The sequence below is a fragment of the Stenotrophomonas sp. NLF4-10 genome (assembly GCF_022359915.1).
Classification (GTDB): domain Bacteria; phylum Pseudomonadota; class Gammaproteobacteria; order Xanthomonadales; family Xanthomonadaceae; genus Stenotrophomonas; species Stenotrophomonas daejeonensis.
Genome location: NZ_JAKSEE010000001.1, coordinates 1 through 18,892, shown reverse-complemented (window position 1 = coordinate 18,892; position 18,892 = coordinate 1). Strand labels below are relative to the sequence as shown.

At 68.6% G+C, this 18,892-nt stretch carries 12 protein-coding genes and 3 pseudogenes; 10 read left to right on the top strand and 5 right to left on the bottom strand.

The features are described 5' to 3' along the window. Window positions 1-145: 145 nt before the first annotated feature. Together rho and trxA are read right to left on the bottom strand one after the other, a co-directional pair. Window positions 146-1,891, bottom strand: a pseudogene (gene rho, locus MIC98_RS00070) (transcription termination factor Rho). Window positions 1,892-2,110: 219 nt separating this feature from the next. Then, window positions 2,111-2,440: a thioredoxin TrxA gene (gene trxA / locus MIC98_RS00065; RefSeq protein WP_057641494.1), complete on the bottom strand. Its 330-nt coding sequence runs from the start codon at window positions 2,438-2,440 to the stop codon at window positions 2,111-2,113. 199 nt (window positions 2,441-2,639) lie between these two features. Between trxA and rhlB the strand changes: the two genes are divergently transcribed. The 7 genes from rhlB to MIC98_RS00030 all read left to right on the top strand — a co-directional run bounded on the left by rhlB (window position 2,640) and on the right by MIC98_RS00030 (window position 9,366). Then, window positions 2,640-4,319 carry an ATP-dependent RNA helicase RhlB gene (gene rhlB, locus MIC98_RS00060; RefSeq protein WP_239734854.1) on the top strand — a complete coding sequence of 560 codons (1,680 nt, stop codon included), beginning with the start codon at window positions 2,640-2,642 and terminating at the stop codon, window positions 4,317-4,319. Window positions 4,320-4,583: 264 nt separating this feature from the next. Beyond that, on the top strand, window positions 4,584-5,270 hold the full coding sequence (locus MIC98_RS00055; RefSeq protein WP_057641495.1) for an ATP-binding cassette domain-containing protein: 687 nt from the start codon (window positions 4,584-4,586) through the stop codon (window positions 5,268-5,270). A gap of 14 nt (window positions 5,271-5,284) precedes the next feature. Continuing rightward, window positions 5,285-6,226, top strand: coding sequence for a permease-like cell division protein FtsX (gene ftsX / locus MIC98_RS00050; protein ID WP_239734853.1), 942 nt, complete (start codon window positions 5,285-5,287; stop codon window positions 6,224-6,226). 7 nt (window positions 6,227-6,233) lie between these two features. Beyond that, window positions 6,234-7,076 (top strand): response regulator, encoded by an 843-nt coding sequence (locus MIC98_RS00045; protein ID WP_239734852.1) that lies wholly within the window; start codon window positions 6,234-6,236, stop codon window positions 7,074-7,076. Further along, on the top strand, window positions 7,073-7,810 hold the full coding sequence (gene ung / locus MIC98_RS00040; RefSeq protein WP_057641498.1) for a uracil-DNA glycosylase: 738 nt from the start codon (window positions 7,073-7,075) through the stop codon (window positions 7,808-7,810). Before MIC98_RS00045 ends, ung begins: the two co-directional genes overlap by 4 nt. 183 nt (window positions 7,811-7,993) lie before the next feature. After that, on the top strand, window positions 7,994-8,869 hold the full coding sequence (gene rpoH / locus MIC98_RS00035; RefSeq protein ID WP_057641499.1) for an RNA polymerase sigma factor RpoH: 876 nt from the start codon (window positions 7,994-7,996) through the stop codon (window positions 8,867-8,869). 95 nt (window positions 8,870-8,964) lie between these two features. Further along, window positions 8,965-9,366 carry a GFA family protein gene (locus MIC98_RS00030; RefSeq protein ID WP_239734851.1) on the top strand — a complete coding sequence of 134 codons (402 nt, stop codon included), beginning with the start codon at window positions 8,965-8,967 and terminating at the stop codon, window positions 9,364-9,366. Between the two features lie 6 nt (window positions 9,367-9,372). Here MIC98_RS00030 and MIC98_RS00025 read toward each other — a convergent pair whose 3' ends face one another. Next, window positions 9,373-10,668 (bottom strand): NAD(P)/FAD-dependent oxidoreductase, encoded by a 1,296-nt coding sequence (locus MIC98_RS00025; RefSeq protein ID WP_057641501.1) that lies wholly within the window; start codon window positions 10,666-10,668, stop codon window positions 9,373-9,375. Window positions 10,669-10,801: 133 nt separating this feature from the next. Here MIC98_RS00025 and MIC98_RS00020 point away from each other — a divergent pair, with 133 nt between their 5' ends. Together MIC98_RS00020 and MIC98_RS00015 are read left to right on the top strand one after the other, a co-directional pair. Next, complete coding sequence (locus MIC98_RS00020; RefSeq protein ID WP_239734850.1) at window positions 10,802-11,623, top strand: NYN domain-containing protein; 822 nt, start codon at window positions 10,802-10,804, stop codon at window positions 11,621-11,623. Window positions 11,624-11,685: 62 nt separating this feature from the next. Beyond that, a complete protein-coding gene (locus MIC98_RS00015; protein ID WP_239734849.1) occupies window positions 11,686-12,306 on the top strand; it encodes a glutathione S-transferase in 621 nt (206 codons plus the stop codon). Between the two features lie 234 nt (window positions 12,307-12,540). Here MIC98_RS00015 and MIC98_RS17095 read toward each other — a convergent pair. Together MIC98_RS17095 and MIC98_RS17090 are read right to left on the bottom strand one after the other, a co-directional pair. After that, window positions 12,541-13,758 (bottom strand): annotated as a pseudogene (locus MIC98_RS17095) (TonB-dependent receptor); the annotation flags it as partial. 162 nt (window positions 13,759-13,920) lie between these two features. Then, window positions 13,921-15,771, bottom strand: a complete 1,851-nt coding sequence (locus MIC98_RS17090; RefSeq protein ID WP_345772138.1) for a TonB-dependent receptor — start codon at window positions 15,769-15,771, stop codon at window positions 13,921-13,923. 510 nt (window positions 15,772-16,281) lie between these two features. Here MIC98_RS17090 and MIC98_RS00005 point away from each other — a divergent pair. Further along, window positions 16,282-18,728, top strand: a pseudogene (locus MIC98_RS00005) (GH92 family glycosyl hydrolase). Window positions 18,729-18,892: the final 164 nt, after the last annotated feature.

Genomic DNA, 18,892 nt, shown 5'->3' with positions numbered 1-18,892 from the left:
CGGTCAAGGGGTCCTTGAGCTGTCTGGTGGTCAAGGTTGGTGGTCAAACCGGTGGTCAGACCGCCAATCCGGCGCATTACTATCCCGATACGAATAGGGCCTCCGGTTGTCCGAAGGCCCTGTTTTTCAAGCGTTTTCCGATGGATTACCGCTTCATCGAATTGAAGAACTCGTCGTTGGACTTGGTGCTCTTCATCTTGTCGAGCAGGAACTCCATCGCCGCGATCTCGTCCATCGGGTGCAGCAGTTTGCGCAGGATCCAGATCTTCTGCAGCAGTTCCGGCTCGATCAGCAGGTCCTCGCGGCGGGTGCCGGAGCGGTTGATGTCGATGGCCGGGTAGACGCGCTTCTCGGTGATGCGGCGGTTCAGGTGCACTTCGCTGTTGCCGGTGCCCTTGAATTCCTCGTAGATCACCTCGTCCATCTTGCTGCCGGTTTCGACCAGCGCGGTGGCGATGATGGTCAGCGAGCCGCCTTCCTCGACGTTGCGCGCCGCGCCGAAGAAGCGCTTCGGGCGGTGCAGGGCGTTGGCGTCGACGCCGCCGGTCAGCACCTTGCCCGAGGACGGCACCACGTTGTTGTAGGCGCGCGCCAGGCGGGTGATCGAGTCGAGCAGGATCACCACGTCCTTCTTGTGCTCGACCAGGCGCTTGGCGCGCTCGATCACCATTTCGGCGACCTGCACGTGGCGCGCGGCCGGTTCGTCGAAGGTGGAGCTGACCACTTCGCCGCGCACGGTGCGCTGCATCTCGGTCACTTCCTCCGGGCGCTCGTCCACCAGCAGCACGATCAGGTGCACGTCCGGGTGGTTGTAGGTGATGGCGCTGGCGATCTGCTGCATCATCATCGTCTTGCCCGCCTTGGGCGGGGAGACGATCAGCGCGCGCTGGCCCTTGCCCTGCGGCGCCATCAGATCGAGGATGCGGCCGGTGATGTCCTCGGTGGAGCCGTCGCCGCGCTCCAGGCGGAAGCGCTTGCGCGGGAACAGCGGGGTCAGGTTCTCGAACAGCACCTTGTTCTTCGACGCTTCGATCGGTTCACCGTTGATGGTGTCCACGATGTTCAGTGCGAAGTAGCGCTCGCCGTCCTTGGGGAAGCGGATGCGGCCGGCGATGTGGCCGCGGTGGTCGCCGGTGCGCAGTTGAAGCGGCGGATCTGGCTGGGCGAGATGTAGGTGTCGTCCGGGCCGGCCAGGTAGCTGGCCTCGGCCGCGCGCAGGAAGCCGAAGCCGTCCGGCAGGATCTCCAGCACGCCGTCGGCGGCCACGCCCTCGCCGTGGCGGGGTCAGCACCTTCAGCAGCGCGAAGATCACGTCCTGCTTGCGCGCGCGCGCCACGCCCTCGTGGATGCTCAGCTGCTCGGCGATTTCCAGCAGCTTGTGCGCCGGCATCCGCTTCAGGTCGCTGAGCGAGTAGACCGGGAAGCCTTCGGGTACGTTCGGATGCGGGCGCGGCACGAAGGTCTCGTTGCCGTTGTCGCTGGGCAGGCCGTCGTCGCGGAAACGATCGCGGTTGCGGTCGCGGCGGTTGCGGAAGCGGTCGCGGCGGTTGCCCTGGCCTTGGCCCTGCGGGTTCTGCTGGCCTTGGCGCGGGTGGTTGTTGCCGTCGTTGCGCGGCTCGCCATTGTCCTGCCCGCCCTGGGCGGCGGCAGGCGCGGCGAACGTTCGCCGGCATCGGTGTTCGGGGCGGCAGCCGGAGCGGCGGGGCGCGTCTTCACGGGGTGCGGCGGGAGCCGGCGGCGTGGCCGGCAGCGGCAGCGCGGACTGGGCCGGCGCCGCGGCGGGAGCGGTGTCGCTGGTTTCGACGGCGGCCTTGGCGGCGCGCGGCTTGCGCACGCGCTTTTCGACGGGCGCGTCGGTGCTCCCGGTTTCGGAAGGAGTGTTCTCGGACAAGTGTTGATTCCTCTCGCTGATACGTGCGAGCGCCCTGTGCGGGCGGCGAACTGGTGGGAATGGGCCGGACGAGAACCGGCCGGAGGGTGCGGCAGGCGAATGCTGCCGGACGAGCGACACTAACACCGCCGCGCGCAACGGCGCAAGGTGCCGGGAAACGCCTGTTGGGCCACGGTATGGCTGGCCCGGGGCCGGCGGCCGTGGCCGCCGCGGGGAAGGTCAGGCCAGCGCCTTGTCGACCATCTGGCTCAGCTGGCCCTTGCCGACGGCGCCGATCTGGGTGGCCTGGATCTGGCCATCCTTGAACAGCAGCAGCATCGGGATCGAGCGCACGTGGTACTTGACCGCGGTGGCGCGGTTTTCGTCGACGTTGAGCTTGGCGATCTTCAATTTGCCGTCGTAGGCGTCGGCCAGCTCGTCGAGCACCGGGGAAATCATCTTGCACGGGCCGCACCATTCGGCCCAGAAGTCCACCAGCACCGGGGTGTCGGACTGCAGCACGGCGGCGTCGAAATCGGCATCGCCGACGTGTAGAACCTTGTCACTCACTTGATGAGTCTCCTGGGGCAATGCGACGGCCCATGCCGGGTTGGCCGCTGCATTGCGCTAAACTGGGGCATTGCGCGGACAGAAGGCCATCGCCTTGGCGTCGCGCGACCCGGCGCAGGGGCCGCAGTGTGCGACGGTGCCCGTATCGATGCAAGCCGCCTGGCCGCTCCCGGCCAGCCGGCACTACCAAGACTGGACGATGAGCGACAAACCGCTGACTGATGTGACTTTTTCCTCCTTCGAACTGCAACCGGCGCTGCTGGCCGGGCTGGAAGGAGCCGGATTCACCCGCTGTACCCCGATCCAGGCGTTGACCCTGCCGGTGGCCTTGCCCGGCGGCGACGTCGCCGGCCAGGCGCAGACCGGCACCGGCAAGACGCTGGCGTTCCTGGTGGCGGTGATCAACCGCCTGATGAGCCGCCCGGCGCTGGCCGACCGCAAGCCGGAAGACCCGCGCGCGCTGATCCTGGCGCCGACCCGCGAGCTGGCCATCCAGATCCACAAGGACGCGGTGAAGTTCGCCTCCGACCTGGGCCTGCGCTTCGCGCTGGTCTATGGCGGCGTGGACTACGACAAGCAGCGCGAACTGCTGCAGCAGGGCGTGGACGTGATCATCGCCACCCCCGGCCGCCTGATCGACTACGTCAAGCAGCACAAGGTCGTCAGCCTGCACGCCTGCGAGGTCTGCGTGCTGGACGAGGCCGACCGCATGTTCGACCTGGGCTTCATCAAGGACATCCGCTTCCTGCTGCGGCGCATGCCCGAGCGCACCACCCGGCAGACGTTGTTGTTCAGCGCCACCCTCAGCCACCGCGTGCTGGAGCTGGCCTACGAGCACATGAACGAGCCGCAGAAGCTGGTGGTGGAAACCGACAACATCACCGCCGACCGCGTGCGCCAGCGCATCTACTTCCCCGCCGACGAGGAAAAGCTGCCGCTGCTGCTGGGCCTGCTGTCGCGCAGCGAAGGCGCGCGCACGATGATCTTCGTCAACACCAAGGTGTTCGTCGAGCGCGTGGCGCGGGCGCTGGAGCGCGCCGGCTACCGGGTCGGCGTGCTCTCCGGCGACGTGCCGCAGAAGAAGCGCGAGAGCCTGCTCAACCGCTTCCAGAAGGGCCAGCTGGAAATCCTGGTCGCCACCGACGTGGCCGCGCGCGGCCTGCACATCGACGGCATCAAGTACGTCTACAACTACGACCTGCCGTTCGACGCCGAGGACTACGTGCACCGCATCGGCCGCACCGCGCGGCTGGGCGAGGAAGGCGACGCGATCAGCTTCGCCTGCGAGCGCTATGCGATGGGCCTGCCGGACATCGAGGCCTACATCGAGCAGAAGATCCCGGTCGAGCAGGTCACCAGCGAGCTGCTGGTCGCGCTGCCGCGGCCGGAGCGTGCGCCGCTGCCGGAGGGCGAGGAAAACGAGAGCGTCGGCGCGATCTTCCGCGAGGCGCGCGAGCAGAAGGCCGCCGACGAGGCGCGCCGTGGCGGTGGCAGTGGTCGCGGCGGGCGTTCCGGCGGCGGGCATGGCGAGCGTCGCCGCGATGGCGGGGCGCGCAGTAGTGGTGAAGGCCGCGGCCGTGGCCCGCGCAAGCCGCGCGTGGAAGGCGAGGGCGCGCAGGCCAATGCCGCCGCAGCGCAGCCGCTGCAGCAGGCCAAGCCCGCTCAACAACCGCAGGCCGAAGGCGAGCGCGCACCGCGCAAGCGTCGTCGTCGTCGCCACGGCCGCCCGGTCGAGGGTGCCGAGGCCGCCGTGCAGGTGACCGCCAACGGCAGCCCGGTGCAGGTGCAGGCCAAGCCGATGCGCGCGTCCGGCAACGACAGCGATTCGTTCCTGACCCGCCTGGGCCGCAAGATCCGCCGCATGCTCGCGGGCGATTGATCGCGGCAGTGCCGGCCGCTGGCCGGCAACCTCGCATCACCCGACCTTCTCGCAGATGTCGGCCAGCGGCCGGCACTACCGCGTCGATTCTTGATGCGGCTCCCGGTGGGTGCCGACCGTTGGTCGGCACGCATCCATCCGCGCGCAACCGATCCCCGGCATGTTGCGCCGCCGCCCGACCAACGGTCGGGTGCCACCGGCGCGTGAAGCCGATCGCGCGCCGATGCGCCGCACCGCCGCCTTCGCCTCCGGCATAATCGGCGCATGAGCGTTCTGCGTTTCGACAATGTCAGCAAGCACTATGCGGGCGGCCACCAGGCGCTGGTGGACGTCAGCTTCGAGGTGGGCGCGGGCGAGATGCTGTTCGTCACCGGGCATTCCGGCGCCGGCAAGAGCACGCTGCTGAAACTGATCCACCTGAGCGAGCGCCCGACCCGCGGCGCGGTGCTGTTCGGCCAGCGCAACCTGCTCAAGGTGCGCGGCGGCAAGGTGGCGCTGCATCGGCGCGAGGTCGGCGCGGTCCACCAGGACCACCGCCTGCTGACCGACCGCAGCATCGGCGAGAACGTGGCGCTGCCGCTGATCCTGCGCGGTGACCGCCGCGGCGACGTCGGCAAGCGTGTGCGCTCGGTGCTCGAACGCATGGGCCTGGGCCACCGCGAGAAGGCGCTGCCCACGCAGCTGTCGGCCGGCGAGCAGCAGCGCGTCGGCATCGCCCGCGCCATCGTCGCCGAGCCGAAGCTGCTGGTCGCCGACGAGCCCACCGGCAACCTCGACCCCACGCTGGCCGCGGAGATCATGGCCCTGTTTGCCGAGTTGCCCGGCCGCGGCACCAGCGTGCTGGTGGTCAGCCACGACCTGCCGCTGCTCAAGCGCATGCGCAAGCGAGTGCTGATCCTCGACCACGGGCGGTTGGTCGACGACATCTCGCCGCAGGACCTGGCCGAATGAGCAGGAAGGAAGCAATGCCCCGGAATGGTGAAGCCGCCGCACCGTCGCGGCTGGGCGCGTGGTTCGCCCACCACCTGCACAGCGTGGTGTTCAGCCTCGGCCGCGCGCTGCGCAAGCCGTGGGCGACCGCGCTGACCGTGGCGGTGATGGCGCTGGCGCTGGCGCTGCCGCTGGGGCTGTCGATCGCGCTGGACAACCTCAAGGTATTCACCGGCAGCGTGCAGCAGTCGCGCGACATCAGCCTGTTCCTGAAACCGGCGATCGACGGCGCCACCGCGCAGGACCTGGCCGCCAGCCTGCGCGCGCGCGACGACGTCGCCGGAGTGGTGCTGCGCACCCCGGAAGAGGGCCTGGCCGAACTGCGCCAGAGCGCGGGGCTGGGCGAAGCCATCGATGCGCTCGGCGAGAATCCGCTGCCGAGCCTGCTGATCGTCACCCCGGCCGGCGATGACGACGCCGCACTCGCCAAGGCGCTGGAAGCCCTGCCGCAGGCCGACCTGGTGCAGCACGACGCCCTGTGGCGGCAGCGGCTGGATGCCTGGCTCGGCTTCGGCGCGCGGCTGGTGCAGGTGCTGTCGCTGCTGCTGGGGCTGGGCGCGGTGCTGGTGGTCGGCAATACCGTGCGCTTGGACATCCAGGCGCGGCGCGAGGAAATCGGCGTGCTGCAGCTGCTGGGCGCCAGCGACGGCTTCATCCGCCGCCCGTTCGTCTACCTCGGCGCGTGGTACGGGCTGGGCGCGGGCGTGCTGGCGCTGGCGCTGGTCGGCGCCTGCGGGCTGGCGCTGCGCGCGCCGCTGGCGGCGTTGTCGCGGAGCTACGGCAGCCCGTTCGTGCTGCATGGGCTGGATGCCCTGCATTCGGGTTTCGTGCTGCTGGGCACAGTGTTGCTGGGTTGGCTGGGGGCGTGGCTGGTGACCGGCCACTTCCTCAGGCAGACTCGCCCGACCGAAACCTGAGGCGCGCATGCCCACGCATGAACTCAAGCACCTGATCAGCGACGCCCCCCGGGTGATGGTGGTCGACGGCTCCAAGCTGGTGCGCAAGCTGATTTCCGACGTGCTGCAACGCGAGTTGCCGGACGTGGAAGTCGTCGGCTGCGCCAGCATCGAGGAGGCGCGCGAAGCGCTCGCCGCCGGGCCGGTGCACCTGGTCACCACCTCGCTGGCGCTGCCCGACGGCGATGGCCTGGCGCTGGCGCGCAGCGTGCGCGACGCCGCCGGGCAGGCCTACGTGCCGGTGATCGTGGTCTCCGCCGATGCCCAGCAGCACCTGGAGCAGCGCCGCTTCAACGAATACGTCACCGACTACTTCGACAAGGCGCTGGGCCACGAGGCGCTGGCCGCGTTCATCCGCGGCTACGTGCAGCCCGAGCCGATGCCCGGCGCCACCGTGCTCTACGTCGAGGACAGCCGCGTGGTCGCCGAGGCCACCAAGCGCATGCTCGAACGCCACGACCTGCACGTGGTGCACGTGCTCACCGCCGAGGACGCGTTCTCGCTGCTCACCGCCGAGTCGCTGGGTCGCACCGTGCGCCGCATCGACCTGGTGCTGACCGACGTTACCCTCAAGGGCGAGCTGAATGGCCGCGACGTGGTCGAGCGCGTGCGTATCGACTTCGGCTACGGCAAGCGCCGCCTGCCGGTGCTGGTGATGACCGGCGACAGCAACCCGCATAACCAGTCCGCGCTGTTGCAGGCCGGCGCCAACGACCTGGTGCAGAAGCCCATCGAGGAACGCCTGCTGGTGACCAAGGTGCTGTTCCAGCTGCGGCTGGCGCGCCTGTCGCAGCCGGCGGTGATGCTGTGAGCGGGGCGGCACCCAACATCCAGCTCGAACCGAGCTGGAAGGCCCACGTCGGCGACTGGCTGCTGCGCCCGGAAATGCGCGAACTGGCCGCCTTCCTGCGCCAGCGCAAGGCCGCCGGCGCGCGGGTGTTCCCGCCGGGGCCGCAGATCTTCGCCGCGTTCGACGCCACCCCGTTCGAGCAGGTCAAGGTGGTGGTGCTGGGGCAGGACCCCTATCACGGCTACGGCCAGGCGCATGGCCTGTGCTTCTCGGTGATGCCGGGCGTGCCGGTGCCGCCGTCGCTGCTGAACATCTACAAGGAGCTGGAGGACGACACCGGCGTGGTGCCGCCGTTCCGGCGCCCGGACCACGGCTGCCTGCTGCCGTGGGCGTGGCAGGGCGTGCTGCTGCTCAACGCGGTGCTGACGGTGGAGGAAGGCCGCGCCGGCGCGCACCAGGGCAAGGGCTGGGAGGGCTTTACCGACCATGTGGTCGACGTGCTCAACCGCGAGCGCGAAGGGTTGGTGTTCCTGCTGTGGGGCAGCTACGCCCAGCAGAAGGGCAAGGTCATCGACACCCGCCGCCACCGCGTGCTGAAGGCCCCGCACCCCTCGCCGCTGTCGGCGCACCGCGGTTTCTTCGGCTGCCGGCATTTCTCGCAGGCCAACGACTACCTGCAGCGCCACGGCCAGCCCCCGGTCGACTGGCGGCTGCCGCCGCGGGCGGAGCTGGAGGCCCGGCTCGCCGGAGCGTGAACCGGCTTGAATCCCGGTCATGCCGCCGCAACATCGCCTCTGATACGGTAGCGAAGTCGGGAAACCGAGGATGCTGTTGGTGTTTAAAATCCGGCCATTTGACGGAATTGACGACAAAAGCGGAACACTGGAACTTTTTCTATACCGGCCAGTCCAATAGCTTGGACTGCTAAGATGAGCCCCATGAACCCGAATACTTCTACTGCCCTTGTGGCAAACAATCTTCCGGTTCCCAGCGCGCTCGGCTCGCTGGATGCCTACATCGGCGCCGTGCACCGGATCCCGGTGCTGTCGGTGGACGACGAGCAGGACCTGGCGCGCCGCTTCCGCGATGAGCAGGACCTGGACGCCGCGCGCGAGCTGGTGCATTCGCACCTGCGCTTCGTCGTGCACGTGGCCCGCGGCTACAACGGCTATGGCCTGCAACTGGGCGATCTGATCCAGGAAGGCAACATCGGCCTGATGAAGGCGGTCAAGCGCTTCGACCCGGATATGGGCGTGCGCCTGGTGTCCTTCGCGGTGCACTGGATCCGTGCCGAGATGCACGAGTTCATCCTCAAGAACTGGCGCATCGTCAAGGTCGCCACCACCAAGGCGCAGCGCAAGCTGTTCTTCAACCTGCGCAAGTCCAAGACCCGGCTGGGCTGGATGAACGCGGCCGAGGTCAGCGCGGTGGCGAAGGACCTGAACGTCTCCGAGCGTGAGGTGATGGAGATGGAGTCGCGCCTGTCCGGCCGCGACGTCGGCTTCGACGCGCCCAGCGACGAGAGTGACGACCATGCGCCGCCGGCGCCGGCCGCCTACCTGGTCGCGCACGACGAAGACCCGTCGCAGGCCTACGAGCGTGCCGACAGCGAGGACAACCAGCTGCAGCTGCTGCGCGAGGGCCTGGCCAACCTCGACCAGCGTTCGCGCGACATCATCGCCCGCCGCTGGCTGGACGCCGACAGCAAGGTCACCCTGCAGGAGCTGGCCGACGAATACGGTGTGTCCGCCGAGCGCATCCGCCAGATCGAGGCCAATGCGCTGAAGAAGATGAAGGCACTGTTCACCGCCTGAGTCGCGGTGCCGGTGTTGCACGTCTGCTGGAAAGGCCCGGTCGTACCGGGCCTTTTCCGTTTCCGGGCACGATGCCCAGCCATAAGGGGAATGCCATGAAGGGAACCTGCCTGTGCGGCGCCATTGAAGTCACGGCCTCCGACCATGCCGACGTCGGCCTCTGCCATTGCGCGACGTGCCGGCGCTGGTCGGGCGGGCCGATGTTCGCGGTGCACTGCGGCAGCGATGTGCGCTTCGATGGCGCGCAGCCCAGCGCCTATCGTTCCTCGGACTGGGCCGAGCGCGGCTTCTGCCCGGCCTGCGGTACCCACCTGTTCTATCGGCTGTTGCCGACCGGCGAGTACATGCTGCCGGCCGGGTTGTTCCAGCAGCAGGAATTCCGGCTCGAAAGCCAGATATTCATCGACGAGAAGCCGGCGTTCTACGAACTGAGCAACGACACCGAAGTGCTGACCGGCCAGCAGGTGTTCGAGCGCTTCGCCTCCGGCAACGGCTGACGTCGTTCACTCCCGCGGCGGCGGATCGCCATCGTGCGGTTCGCCATCGGCATCGCCGAAGATGATCCGCGCGCCGCGCTGGTAGCTCCAGTAGGCGACCGCCCAGTTGAGCAGCACCACCAGCCGGTTGCGGAAGCCGATCAGGAAGAACACGTGCGCGGCCAGCCAGAACCACCAGGCCAGCAGGCCGGAGAGCTTCAGCCGACCCATGTGCACGATGGCGGCCATGCGCCCGATGGTCGCCAGGTTGCCCTGGTCGCGATAGCGGAACGGTGGCGGCGCCGGGTGCTGTTGCAGCCGCGCGCGGATCACCGCGGCCACGTACCTGCCCATCTGCTTGGCGGCCGGCGCCACGCCCGGCACCGGGCGGCCGTCGGCCTGCGCCAGCGCGGCCAGGTCGCCGGCGACGAAGACCTCGGGGTGGCCGGGCAGCGTCAGGTCCGGCTGCACCTGCACGCGGCCGGCGCGGTCCAGTGGCGTGTCCAGCGTGCGCGCCAGCGGCGAGGCGGCCACGCCGGCGGCCCAGACCACGGTGCGGGCAGGGACGAACCGCTCGCCGAGGTGGAAGCCCTCGGCGTCGATGGCGGTCACCGGCGCGCCGGCATGCACTTCCACGCCGAGCCGCTCCAGCTGCCGGCGCGCCTTCAGCGACAGCACCTCCGGGAAGCTGGACAGCACCCGCGGCCCGGCCTCGACCAGCCGCACCTTCGCCGAGGCCGGATCGATGTGGCGGAACTCGTTGCGCAGGGTGTGGCGCGCGATCTCGGCCAGGGTGCCGGCCAGCTCGACGCCGGTGGGGCCGCCGCCGACGATGGCGAAGCTGAGCCAGGCCGCCTTCTTCGCCGGGTCGGGTTCGGCCTCGGCCTTCTCGAAGGCCAGCAGCAGCCGGCGCCGCAGCGCCAGCGCATCGTCCAGCGTCTTCAGGCCGGGGGCGTGCGGCGCCCATTGGTCGTTGCCGAAATAGGCATGGGTGGCGCCGCTGGCGACCAGCAGCAGGTCGTAGTCCAGCGTGGTGCCGTCGCGCAGCCGCACCTGGCGTTGGTGCTTGTCGATGGCATCCACCTCGCCGAGCCTGACCTCGACGTTGCGCTGCCGGCCGAGGATGTGCCGCAATGGTGCGGCGATGTCCGGCGCCGACAGGCCGGCGGTGGCCACCTGGTACAGCAGCGGCTGGAACAGGTGGTGGTTGCGGCGGTCGACCAGGGTGATGCGCAGCTTCGCGTTGGCCAGCGCGCGGGTGGCCCGGAGGCCGGCGAAGCCGCCGCCGATGACCAGCAGGCGGGGAGGGCGGTCGTGGGGCATGCGGTACTCCGGTGGGGGCCGGCGGATGCCGGTTGGAGGGCGTGGACAACCGGCCGCCATCATCGCATGGGGTGCGCATGCTCGGGCCGATGGTCGATACTGGCTCCGAGCCGAATGCCGTGGAGGGAATGCCGTGTCCGATCCCGAAAAGCGTATCGCCCTGCTGATCGACGCCGACAATGCGCCGGCGGCGAAGATCGACGAGGTGCTGGCCGAGGTGGCGCGCTTCGGCGTGGCCAACGTGCGCCGCGCCTACGGCAACTGGAAGAGCCCGCGGCTGAAGGGCTGGGAGGCGGTGCTGCACGAATACGCGATCCGCCCGATCCAGCAGTTCGCCTATTCCAAGGGCAAGAACGCCTCGGACATGGCGATGGTGATCGACGCGATGGACCTGCTCTACGCGCGCAACCTCGATGGGTTCGCCATCGTCTCCAGCGACGCCGATTTCACCCCGCTGGTGATGCGGCTGCTGACCGACGGGGTGAAGGTCTACGGCTTCGGCGAGAAGAAGACGCCCGATCCCTTCGTCAACGCCTGCTCGCAGTTCACCTACCTGGAGGCGCTGGGGCAGGAGGATGCCGGCCGGGTAGCGGCGGATGCGGGGCAGCCGGGGCATGGCGAGGCCGCCGCGGATGCGCCTGCCGCGCCGGGCGGGGCGCAACCGCCGATCCAGCCGCGCCCGGGCAACGAATTGCGCGGCGACACCCGCCTGCTCAACCTGCTGCGCGGCGCGGTGGACGCGGCCGCCGACGAGCAGGGTTGGGCGGCATTGAGTGCGGTGGGCAACCAGATCGGCAACCGTGCCTCGTTCGATTCGCGCAACTACGGCTACCGCAAGCTCAGCGACCTGCTCGCGGCGATCGGCCTGTTCGAGTTGAAGAAGGACGACAAGTCCACGCAGGTACGGGTGTTGCCGAAGAAAGCCGCCAAGGCCGCCAAGGCGGGCGCGGCATGACGATGACGGCGGCCACTCCGGCGTATGGTGCGGGTCCTGCGTCGGTCACAACGGGAACCGGGATGCTGAAGATCTGGGGACGCCGCAATTCGAGCAACGTGCGCAAGGTGCTGTGGTGCGCCGAGGAAATCGGCCTGCCTTATGAGTCGATCGAGGTGGGCGGCGCGTTCGGCGGCACGCAGAGCGCCGACTACCGGGCGATGAACCCCAACGGGCTGGTGCCGGTGATCGAGGACCACGGCCTGCCGGTATGGGAATCCAACGCCATCGTCCGCTACCTGTCGGCGCGCTACGCGCTGGGCACGCTGTACCCGGAAGACCCGGCATTGCGCGCGCAGAGCGAGAAGTGGATGGACTGGACCATATCGAGCTTCGCCGTCGCCTTCCGCGACCTGTTCTGGGGCGTGGTGCGCACCGCACCGGCCGACCGCGACGCCGCGCGCATCGACGCGGCACTGGTGCGCTGCGGCGAGTTGCTGGCGCTGGCCGATGCCGAGCTGGAGCGGCAACCGTGGCTTTCCGGCGAGTCGTTCGCGATGGGCGACATCCCGCTGGGCGCCTTCGCCTATGCGTGGTTCGAGATGCCGATCCAGCGCCCGGACCTGCCGCACCTGGCCGGCTGGTATGCGCGCCTGCAGGTGCGCCCGGCTTACCGCAAGGGCGTGATGACGCCGCTGACCTGAGGCTTGCCGGAATGCCGTGGATGCGGGGCTTGCCCCGCATGATGCGCTCCCGGTGAAGCCCATGCGGGGCAAGCCCCGCATCTACGAGTAGGCCGGTGCCACGCCCCCGGCGATGCTTGCCCCCGTGTCGGGGGATAACCCGCTCCCACGAGCCATGAGTGGGCTGGTGCACAAACGACGACAGCCGCCTGTACCAGCGCGGCTGTCGACGTAGGCTGCCCCGAAGGGCAGGGGTCAGAACTTGTAGTTCAAGCCGAGGTAGACAACGCGACCGGCATAACCGTTGGAGTAGAAGCGGTTTTTGGTGTCGTTGCCCAGGTGGGTACGCGTCTCTTCCTTGGTCAGGTTCAACACCGAGGCGCTCAGGCTGAGCGCCGGGGTGACGTTGTAGGCGGCGTTCAGGTCGATCTGCTGGTAGGGCTCCTGGTAGAGGTTCAGGCCGCTGACCAGGCCCTGCACCACTTCGCCACGACGGTTCCACGAGGCACGCAGCAGCAGCTTCTCCACTTCGTAGAACACGGTAAAGTTGGCCTGGTTCTTGGCGCTGCCGACCAGCGGCGACTTGCCGATCTCGGTGCCGTCCTCGAGGGTGATGGCCGCTTCGTTGGTGTCGTTCCAGGTGTAGTTCGCCTGGAAGCCCAGGCCGAAATCCAGCGTGTGCTGGGCATAGAACTCCGCGCCCTGCGAAACCGCGTCGCGACCGCCGGCGGTGGTCGAGTAGTTCTGCACGACCACGGTTTCGCCACCGATGTCCTGCGTCACGTCCTGCACCACCGGCACCGAGAAGTTGCTGACGTCCTTGCGGAACAGGTCCAGGCCCACCACCGAGCCGGGGCGGAAGTACCACTCCAGGCCGATGTCGTACTGGGTGGCCTTGTAGGCCTCCAGGTTCTTGTTGCTGCCCGAGCCGTACCAGCCCTGTTCGCCGGCGCCGCCGGTCAGGCGGCGATCGTTGACGTATTCGGGGCTGAAGTATTCCAGGCTGCCCGGGGCGGCGATGTTGCCGTAGCTCGGGCGCGAGATCACCTTGGAGGCCGCCGCGCGCAGCAGCAGGTTCTCGCTCAGGTCATAGGCCAGGTTGAAGCTCGGCAGCACGTCGGTGTAGGTGCGCTCCAGGCTGCTGACCGCGAAGGTCTCCGGCCGGGCCACGCTGTCCGAAAGCCGCCAGTAGCCCTCGGTGCCGCAGTAGGTACGGTCGGGCGCGCCGCCCGGTACCGCATCGCCCGCCTGGCACGCCAGCGGATCGCCGTTGGCGTCGTCGTAGAAGTAGTCGTTGTAGAGGGTGACCTTGTCGGTGGAGTCGGCGTGCTGGCGGGTGCTGACCACGCGCACGCCGACGTTGCCGCGCAGGCGCTCGGTGCGGAAGTTGGCCTGCAGGTAGGTGGAGTAGATCTTTTCGTCGTCGCCGTTGGCGTCGTCGTAGAAGTAGTCGTTGTAGAGGGTGACCTTGTCGTGGAGTCGGCGTGCTGGCGGGTGCTGACCACGCGCACGCCGACGTTGCCGCGCAGGCGCTCGGTGCGGAAGTTGGCCTGCAGGTAGGTGGAGTAGATCTTTTCGTCGACGTTGTAGACGAAGTTGTCCTCGTTGCGGGTCTGCATCGCCCGTAGGTCTTGTTCAGGTAGGCGATGTAGGCCGGGTAGTCGATGGCCGGAACGCGCTGGCATTGATGCCGCCGGCCAGGTTGCCCATGCCGTACAGGAAGTCGGGCGAGAACTGCAGGGCCAGGTCGTTGCAGCCGCCGTTCCAATAGCGGTTTTCGTAGTCGCTCGGGTCGGTGCCCGGGCAGGCCCAGTAGCTGTTGCCGGTGCTGCGGTGGATGCCGCCATCGCGGTACTTGACGCCGAACTGGAACGACTCGAAGAAGCCGGCCTCGGTATGCCAGGTGGTGTCGATCTGGGCGTACTTCTGCTCGTTGGTGTTGCGGGTCCAGGACGAACCGGTGGAGCCGAGGTCGACCTGCAGGATGCCGTCCTTCAGGTTCTGCATCAGCTCCGGCGAGAACACCATCGACGGGGTGCCGGTCAGGTCCCAGGAACTGGCCAGGTTGCCCAGGCTCCAGCTGCCGTCCGCATTCTGGCGACGCGGCTTGAGCGGCAGCGAGAACTGCAGCGAAGGACCGCCCTTGGCCCAGGTGCGCCCGCCCTTGAAGGCGACGTCGACCGACTCGCCGCGCCATTCGGCCGAAAAGTCGACGGTCTGCGACAGTGCCTTCTCGAGGTTGTAGCTGCCGGTGATCTGCGGGGTCGGGATGGTGCAGTCATCCGAGCCCCAACCGCCCGGCGCCATGCCGGCGTCGGCGGCCTCGTCCTCGCTGCAGTAATAGGCCTTGCCCGGGTGCAGGCTGTAGTCGGCGCCGGTGACGATGGTGCCGCTGGGGTCCATCGTCATCCCGTCGAGCAGGCGCCCGCCGGCCCAGTTGCCGTCGCCCCAATAGCGGGCGATGTTCCATTCCGGCACCTTGATGGTGTGGGTCTGGGAGTCCTGCGACAGCTCGAAGCGGAAGTAGTTCGCGGTCAGGGTCAGGTTGTCCAGCGGCTTGAACTGGAAGGTCAACTGGCCGCCCTTGCGCTCGCGTTCCTCTTCCTTGACGTCGAGGTTCACCGACGTCGGCATCATGAAGCCGGTGTAGTACTTGCCGTTCTGGTCGTAGAAGCCGGTGCCGCCCCACCAGTTCGAGTTGAAGTCCGAAGGGTTGCCGTTGACGTCGACCGCGGTGCCGCCTTCATCGCGGCCATACCACTGCCAGCTCTCGGTGCTGGCGCCCATCGTGCGGGTGGTGCGCTTCTGGTCGGTATAGCCGACGAACACGCCGAAGCGGTCGTCCTTGTCATGCCAGGCGTACGAGGCGGAGAGCTGCCCGTCGGTCTTTTGGGTGGTGTCGGCCCGGGTGCCCTCGACGGAGACGAAGCCGGTATTGGATTCCATGTCCAGCGGACGGCGGGTGTGCAGGATCACCGTGCCGCCGATGCCGCCCTCGTCGATGCGCGCTTCCGGCGACTTGAACAGTTCGGCGCTGCCCAGCATGTTCGACGGCAGCAGCGTGTAGTTGAACGAACGGGTCGGGTCGCCGTTGGATTCGGCGGTGGCGATGTAGTTGCCGTTCAACTCGGTCAGGGTCAGCTCCGAGGACAGGCCGCGCACGCTGACGTTCTTGCCTTCGCCACCACTGCGGGTGACGATCACGCCCGGCACGCGCTGCAGCGCGTCGGCCACGTTCTTGTCGGGGAACTTGCCGACGTCCTCGGCATTGATCACCTCAACGATCGCATTGGCGTCGCGCTTCTGGTCCAGGCTCTTCTCGATGGCGTAGCGATAGCCGGTGACGGTGACCGCGTCGAGCGTGGTGGCGTCGGCGTTCTGGGTGCCGGCCTGCTGTGCGAAGGCGCCGGCCGGCAGCATTGCCGTGGCGACCAGTGCGGCCGTGATGGCCGCGGACAACGCATGGCGGCCGTGCGTGCGTGACATCTGTTTCATCCGCTCTCCCTCTCCTGGATTGAAGTCGGTAACTGCACGAAGGTATTGAATCGATCTAAATTTGAAGCCGGACGAGGCGGGTACTTCGCCTGCCCCCGAAGGGGCGGTCCGACCCGTGGTTGTCCTGCAATCGCCGTCGAATTGATTTGGATCGATCTAAACGATTGGTGCGAAATTTTAACACAGTGCCGGGGCCGACGCATGTTGCTGCGCAATATGGCGCTGGTCCCGGAGAGGCCGGATGAAGGGGAAGGGCCGGCCGATCCTGCCGGAAGGGCAGCGCCGCGATCAGGCGCGGGCAGAGGCGCGCCGGGCCGTGGATGTTGCGTTGCAGAATGCATCGGCCGAAATGGCCATGCTTTACTTGGATCGATCTAAATTCACTGGTGCCCGGCACTCTCCCCGTCCCGCAAGGGCGGGCCGGCCATCAACGGCCCGGCATTGCCGGGCCACCCTATCGCCGCACCGACATCGCCCCAGAGAATCCAGCCCGTGAGCCGAATGCCGTCCGCCACCGCTTCCCGTTTCCGCCGCCCGCTGGCCGCGGCCGCCTGCCTGCTGGCGGTGTCGCTTGCCCCGCTGTCGCAGGCCGCCCCGGCCACGCCCGAGCGCGAGGTCAACACCTTCATCGGCACCCAGGACGACGGCAATACCTTCCCCGGTGCGTCGGCGCCGTTCGGATTGATCCAGGTCAGCTCGATTGGCCTGCATTACGCCGGCTGGCGCTATGACGAGGACAAGATCCTCGGCTTCGGCCACTCCTTCGTCTCCGGCGCGGGCTGCTGGGAACAGGGCGGGCAGGTGTCGGTATTGCCGGTGACCGGCAGCATCGCCCCCGGTGGCGATTTCGATACCGGCGATGCGAAGAGCTTCGACCAGAAGCGCTACGGCGCGCGCTACACCCACGATGGCGAGGTCGGCCAGGCCGGCTACTACAGGGTGCGCCTGACCGACTACGGCGGCATCGACGCCGAGGCCACCGCGCTCACCCGCGCCGCCGCCGAGCGCTACACCTTCGCCGCCGATGCCGGTAGCGGCCACGTGCTGGTCAACGTCAGCCAGGCCAACAACCGCCACCGCGTCACCGGCAGCCAGGTGCGCGTGGTCGGCGACCGCGCGGTGGAAGGGCAACTGACCACGCTCAGCTTCTGCGGCGGCCACCAGTACACCACCTGGTTCCACATCGAGTTCGACCGGCCGTTCAAGGCGTTCGGCGTCTGGGGCCAGGCCGGCGGCACGCCCGGCGCGCGCTTCAGCATGGAAAGCGAGCACGACCCGTACAACGGCGCGTGGCTCAGCTTCGACCTGGAGGACGGGCGCAGCGCGTCACCGCGGTCAGCGCGATCTCGCACGTGGACATCGAAGGCGCGCGCGAAAACCTGCGCCGCGAGGGCAGCGACGGCAACGGCCGCCTGCTCGGCTTCGACGCCATGCGCAAGCGCGCGCAGGCCGACTGGGCGCGCGAGCTGTCCAGCGTCAAGGTGCATGGCGGCAGCAAGGACGAGCGCAGCGTGTTCTACACCGCGCTGTACCACGCCCTGCTGCAACCGATGACCGGCAGCGACGCCGACGGCCGCTACCGCGGCTACGACAACGCCATCCATATGGCCGACGGCTGGACCTACCACGAGTATTTCTCGCTGTGGGACACCTACCGCAGCCAGAACCAGCTGCTGGCGCTGCTGCGCCCGCAGCGCGCCCGCGACATCGGCCGCAGCCTGCTGGCGATCGACGCGCAGGGCGGCTGGCTGCCGCGCTGGGGCTATGCCGATTTCGACAGCAACGTGATGACCGGCGACCCGGTCACCCCGTTCCTCGCCGACCTGTGGCGCTACGGCGCACTGCAGGGCATGGAGCAGGAAGCGTGGCAGGCGCTGTGGAAGAACGCCGAAGGCGTGCCGCCGCTGGAATCGCGCCACGAGGGCCGCGCCGGCAACGCCAACTACCTGAAGGACGGCTTCGTGTTCTACGACCGCACCTTCCCGGCCAAGGGCATGGACGTCGATCCGCACCAGGGTGGTTCGGCGACGCTGGAATACGCGCTGGCCGACTGCGCGCTGGCGCCGATGGCCGCCGCGCTCGGCCATGCCGATGCCGCCGCGACGCTGCGTGCGCGCGCCGGCAACTGGCGCAAGGTGTGGGATGCCGACCTCGCCGAGGCCGATACCGGTTTCGCCGGCTTCCCGCGGCCGCGCATGGAAGGTGGCGAATGGTTCACCCCGCCCACCGGCAGCTACGACCCGCGCTCGCACTATGGCTTCCACGAAGGCACCAGCTGGCAGTACCAATGGCTGGTGCCGCAGGACCTGCCGTCGCTGGCGCAGGCGATGGGCGGGCGCGAGGCGATGGGCAGGCGGCTGGACGCGTTCTTCGCCTACGACGAACTGCTCGCCGACCCGGATGGCGCAGCGCGCAAGGCGTGGGTGGCCGGGCCGTACAGCTACTACGGCCAGTACCGCTTCAACCCGAACAACGAGCCGACCATGCACGTGCCGGGGCTGTACAGCCTGATCGGCCAGCCGTGGAAGACCGCCACCGTGCTGCGCGCGGCGCAGACGCTGTTCACCAACGCACCCAACGGCGTCACCGGCAACGACGACCTCGGCACCATGTCGGCGTGGTACCTGTTCGGCGCGATGGGCTTCTCACCGCTGATGCCCGGCAGCGGGCAGATGCTGCTGCACCCGCCGCGCTTCGACCGCATCGACATCGCGCTGGAGAACGGCCGCACCCTGAGCGTGCGTGCGCCGGGCGCCAACGACGGCGTGCGCTACATCCGCTCGGCCAGCCTCGACGGCAGGCCGCAGTCGGCGACGTGGGTGGACGTGGGCCGTTTGCAGCAGGGCGGCACGCTGGCCTATGTGCTGGATGCCGCGCCGGATACGCAGGGGTGGGGAACGCATGTTGCTGATGCCCCGCCGGCGTTGTGCCCGGCGGTGGTGCAGTGAGCTGTGGATGCTCCCTTCTCCCTCCGGGAGAAGGTGCCCGAAGGGCGGATGAGGGGCGAACGTAGTCCGTGATGGTTGATCATTCGTACTCCATTGCCCCTCACCCAACCCCCGCCCGCGTCCCGGCCCTTGCGCCAGCGCAGGGCGTTCGAGGAACAGCGAAC

Bases quoted from the DNA above. Each gene is read 5' to 3' on its own strand.
- rpoH (WP_057641499.1), top strand. From the start codon at position 7,994: ATGAACCCGAATACTTCTACTGCCCTTGTGGCAAACAATCTTCCGGTT.
- MIC98_RS00030 (WP_239734851.1), top strand. From the start codon at position 8,965: ATGAAGGGAACCTGCCTGTGCGGCGCCATTGAAGTCACGGCCTCCGAC.
- MIC98_RS00055 (WP_057641495.1), top strand. From the start codon at position 4,584: ATGAGCGTTCTGCGTTTCGACAATGTCAGCAAGCACTATGCGGGCGGC.
- MIC98_RS00025 (WP_057641501.1), bottom strand. From the start codon at position 10,668: ATGCCCCACGACCGCCCTCCCCGCCTGCTGGTCATCGGCGGCGGCTTC.
- MIC98_RS17090 (WP_345772138.1), bottom strand. From the start codon at position 15,771: ATGTCACGCACGCACGGCCGCCATGCGTTGTCCGCGGCCATCACGGCC.
- ftsX (WP_239734853.1), top strand. From the start codon at position 5,285: ATGCCCCGGAATGGTGAAGCCGCCGCACCGTCGCGGCTGGGCGCGTGG.
- MIC98_RS00045 (WP_239734852.1), top strand. From the start codon at position 6,234: ATGCCCACGCATGAACTCAAGCACCTGATCAGCGACGCCCCCCGGGTG.
- rhlB (WP_239734854.1), top strand. From the start codon at position 2,640: ATGAGCGACAAACCGCTGACTGATGTGACTTTTTCCTCCTTCGAACTG.
- MIC98_RS00015 (WP_239734849.1), top strand. From the start codon at position 11,686: ATGCTGAAGATCTGGGGACGCCGCAATTCGAGCAACGTGCGCAAGGTG.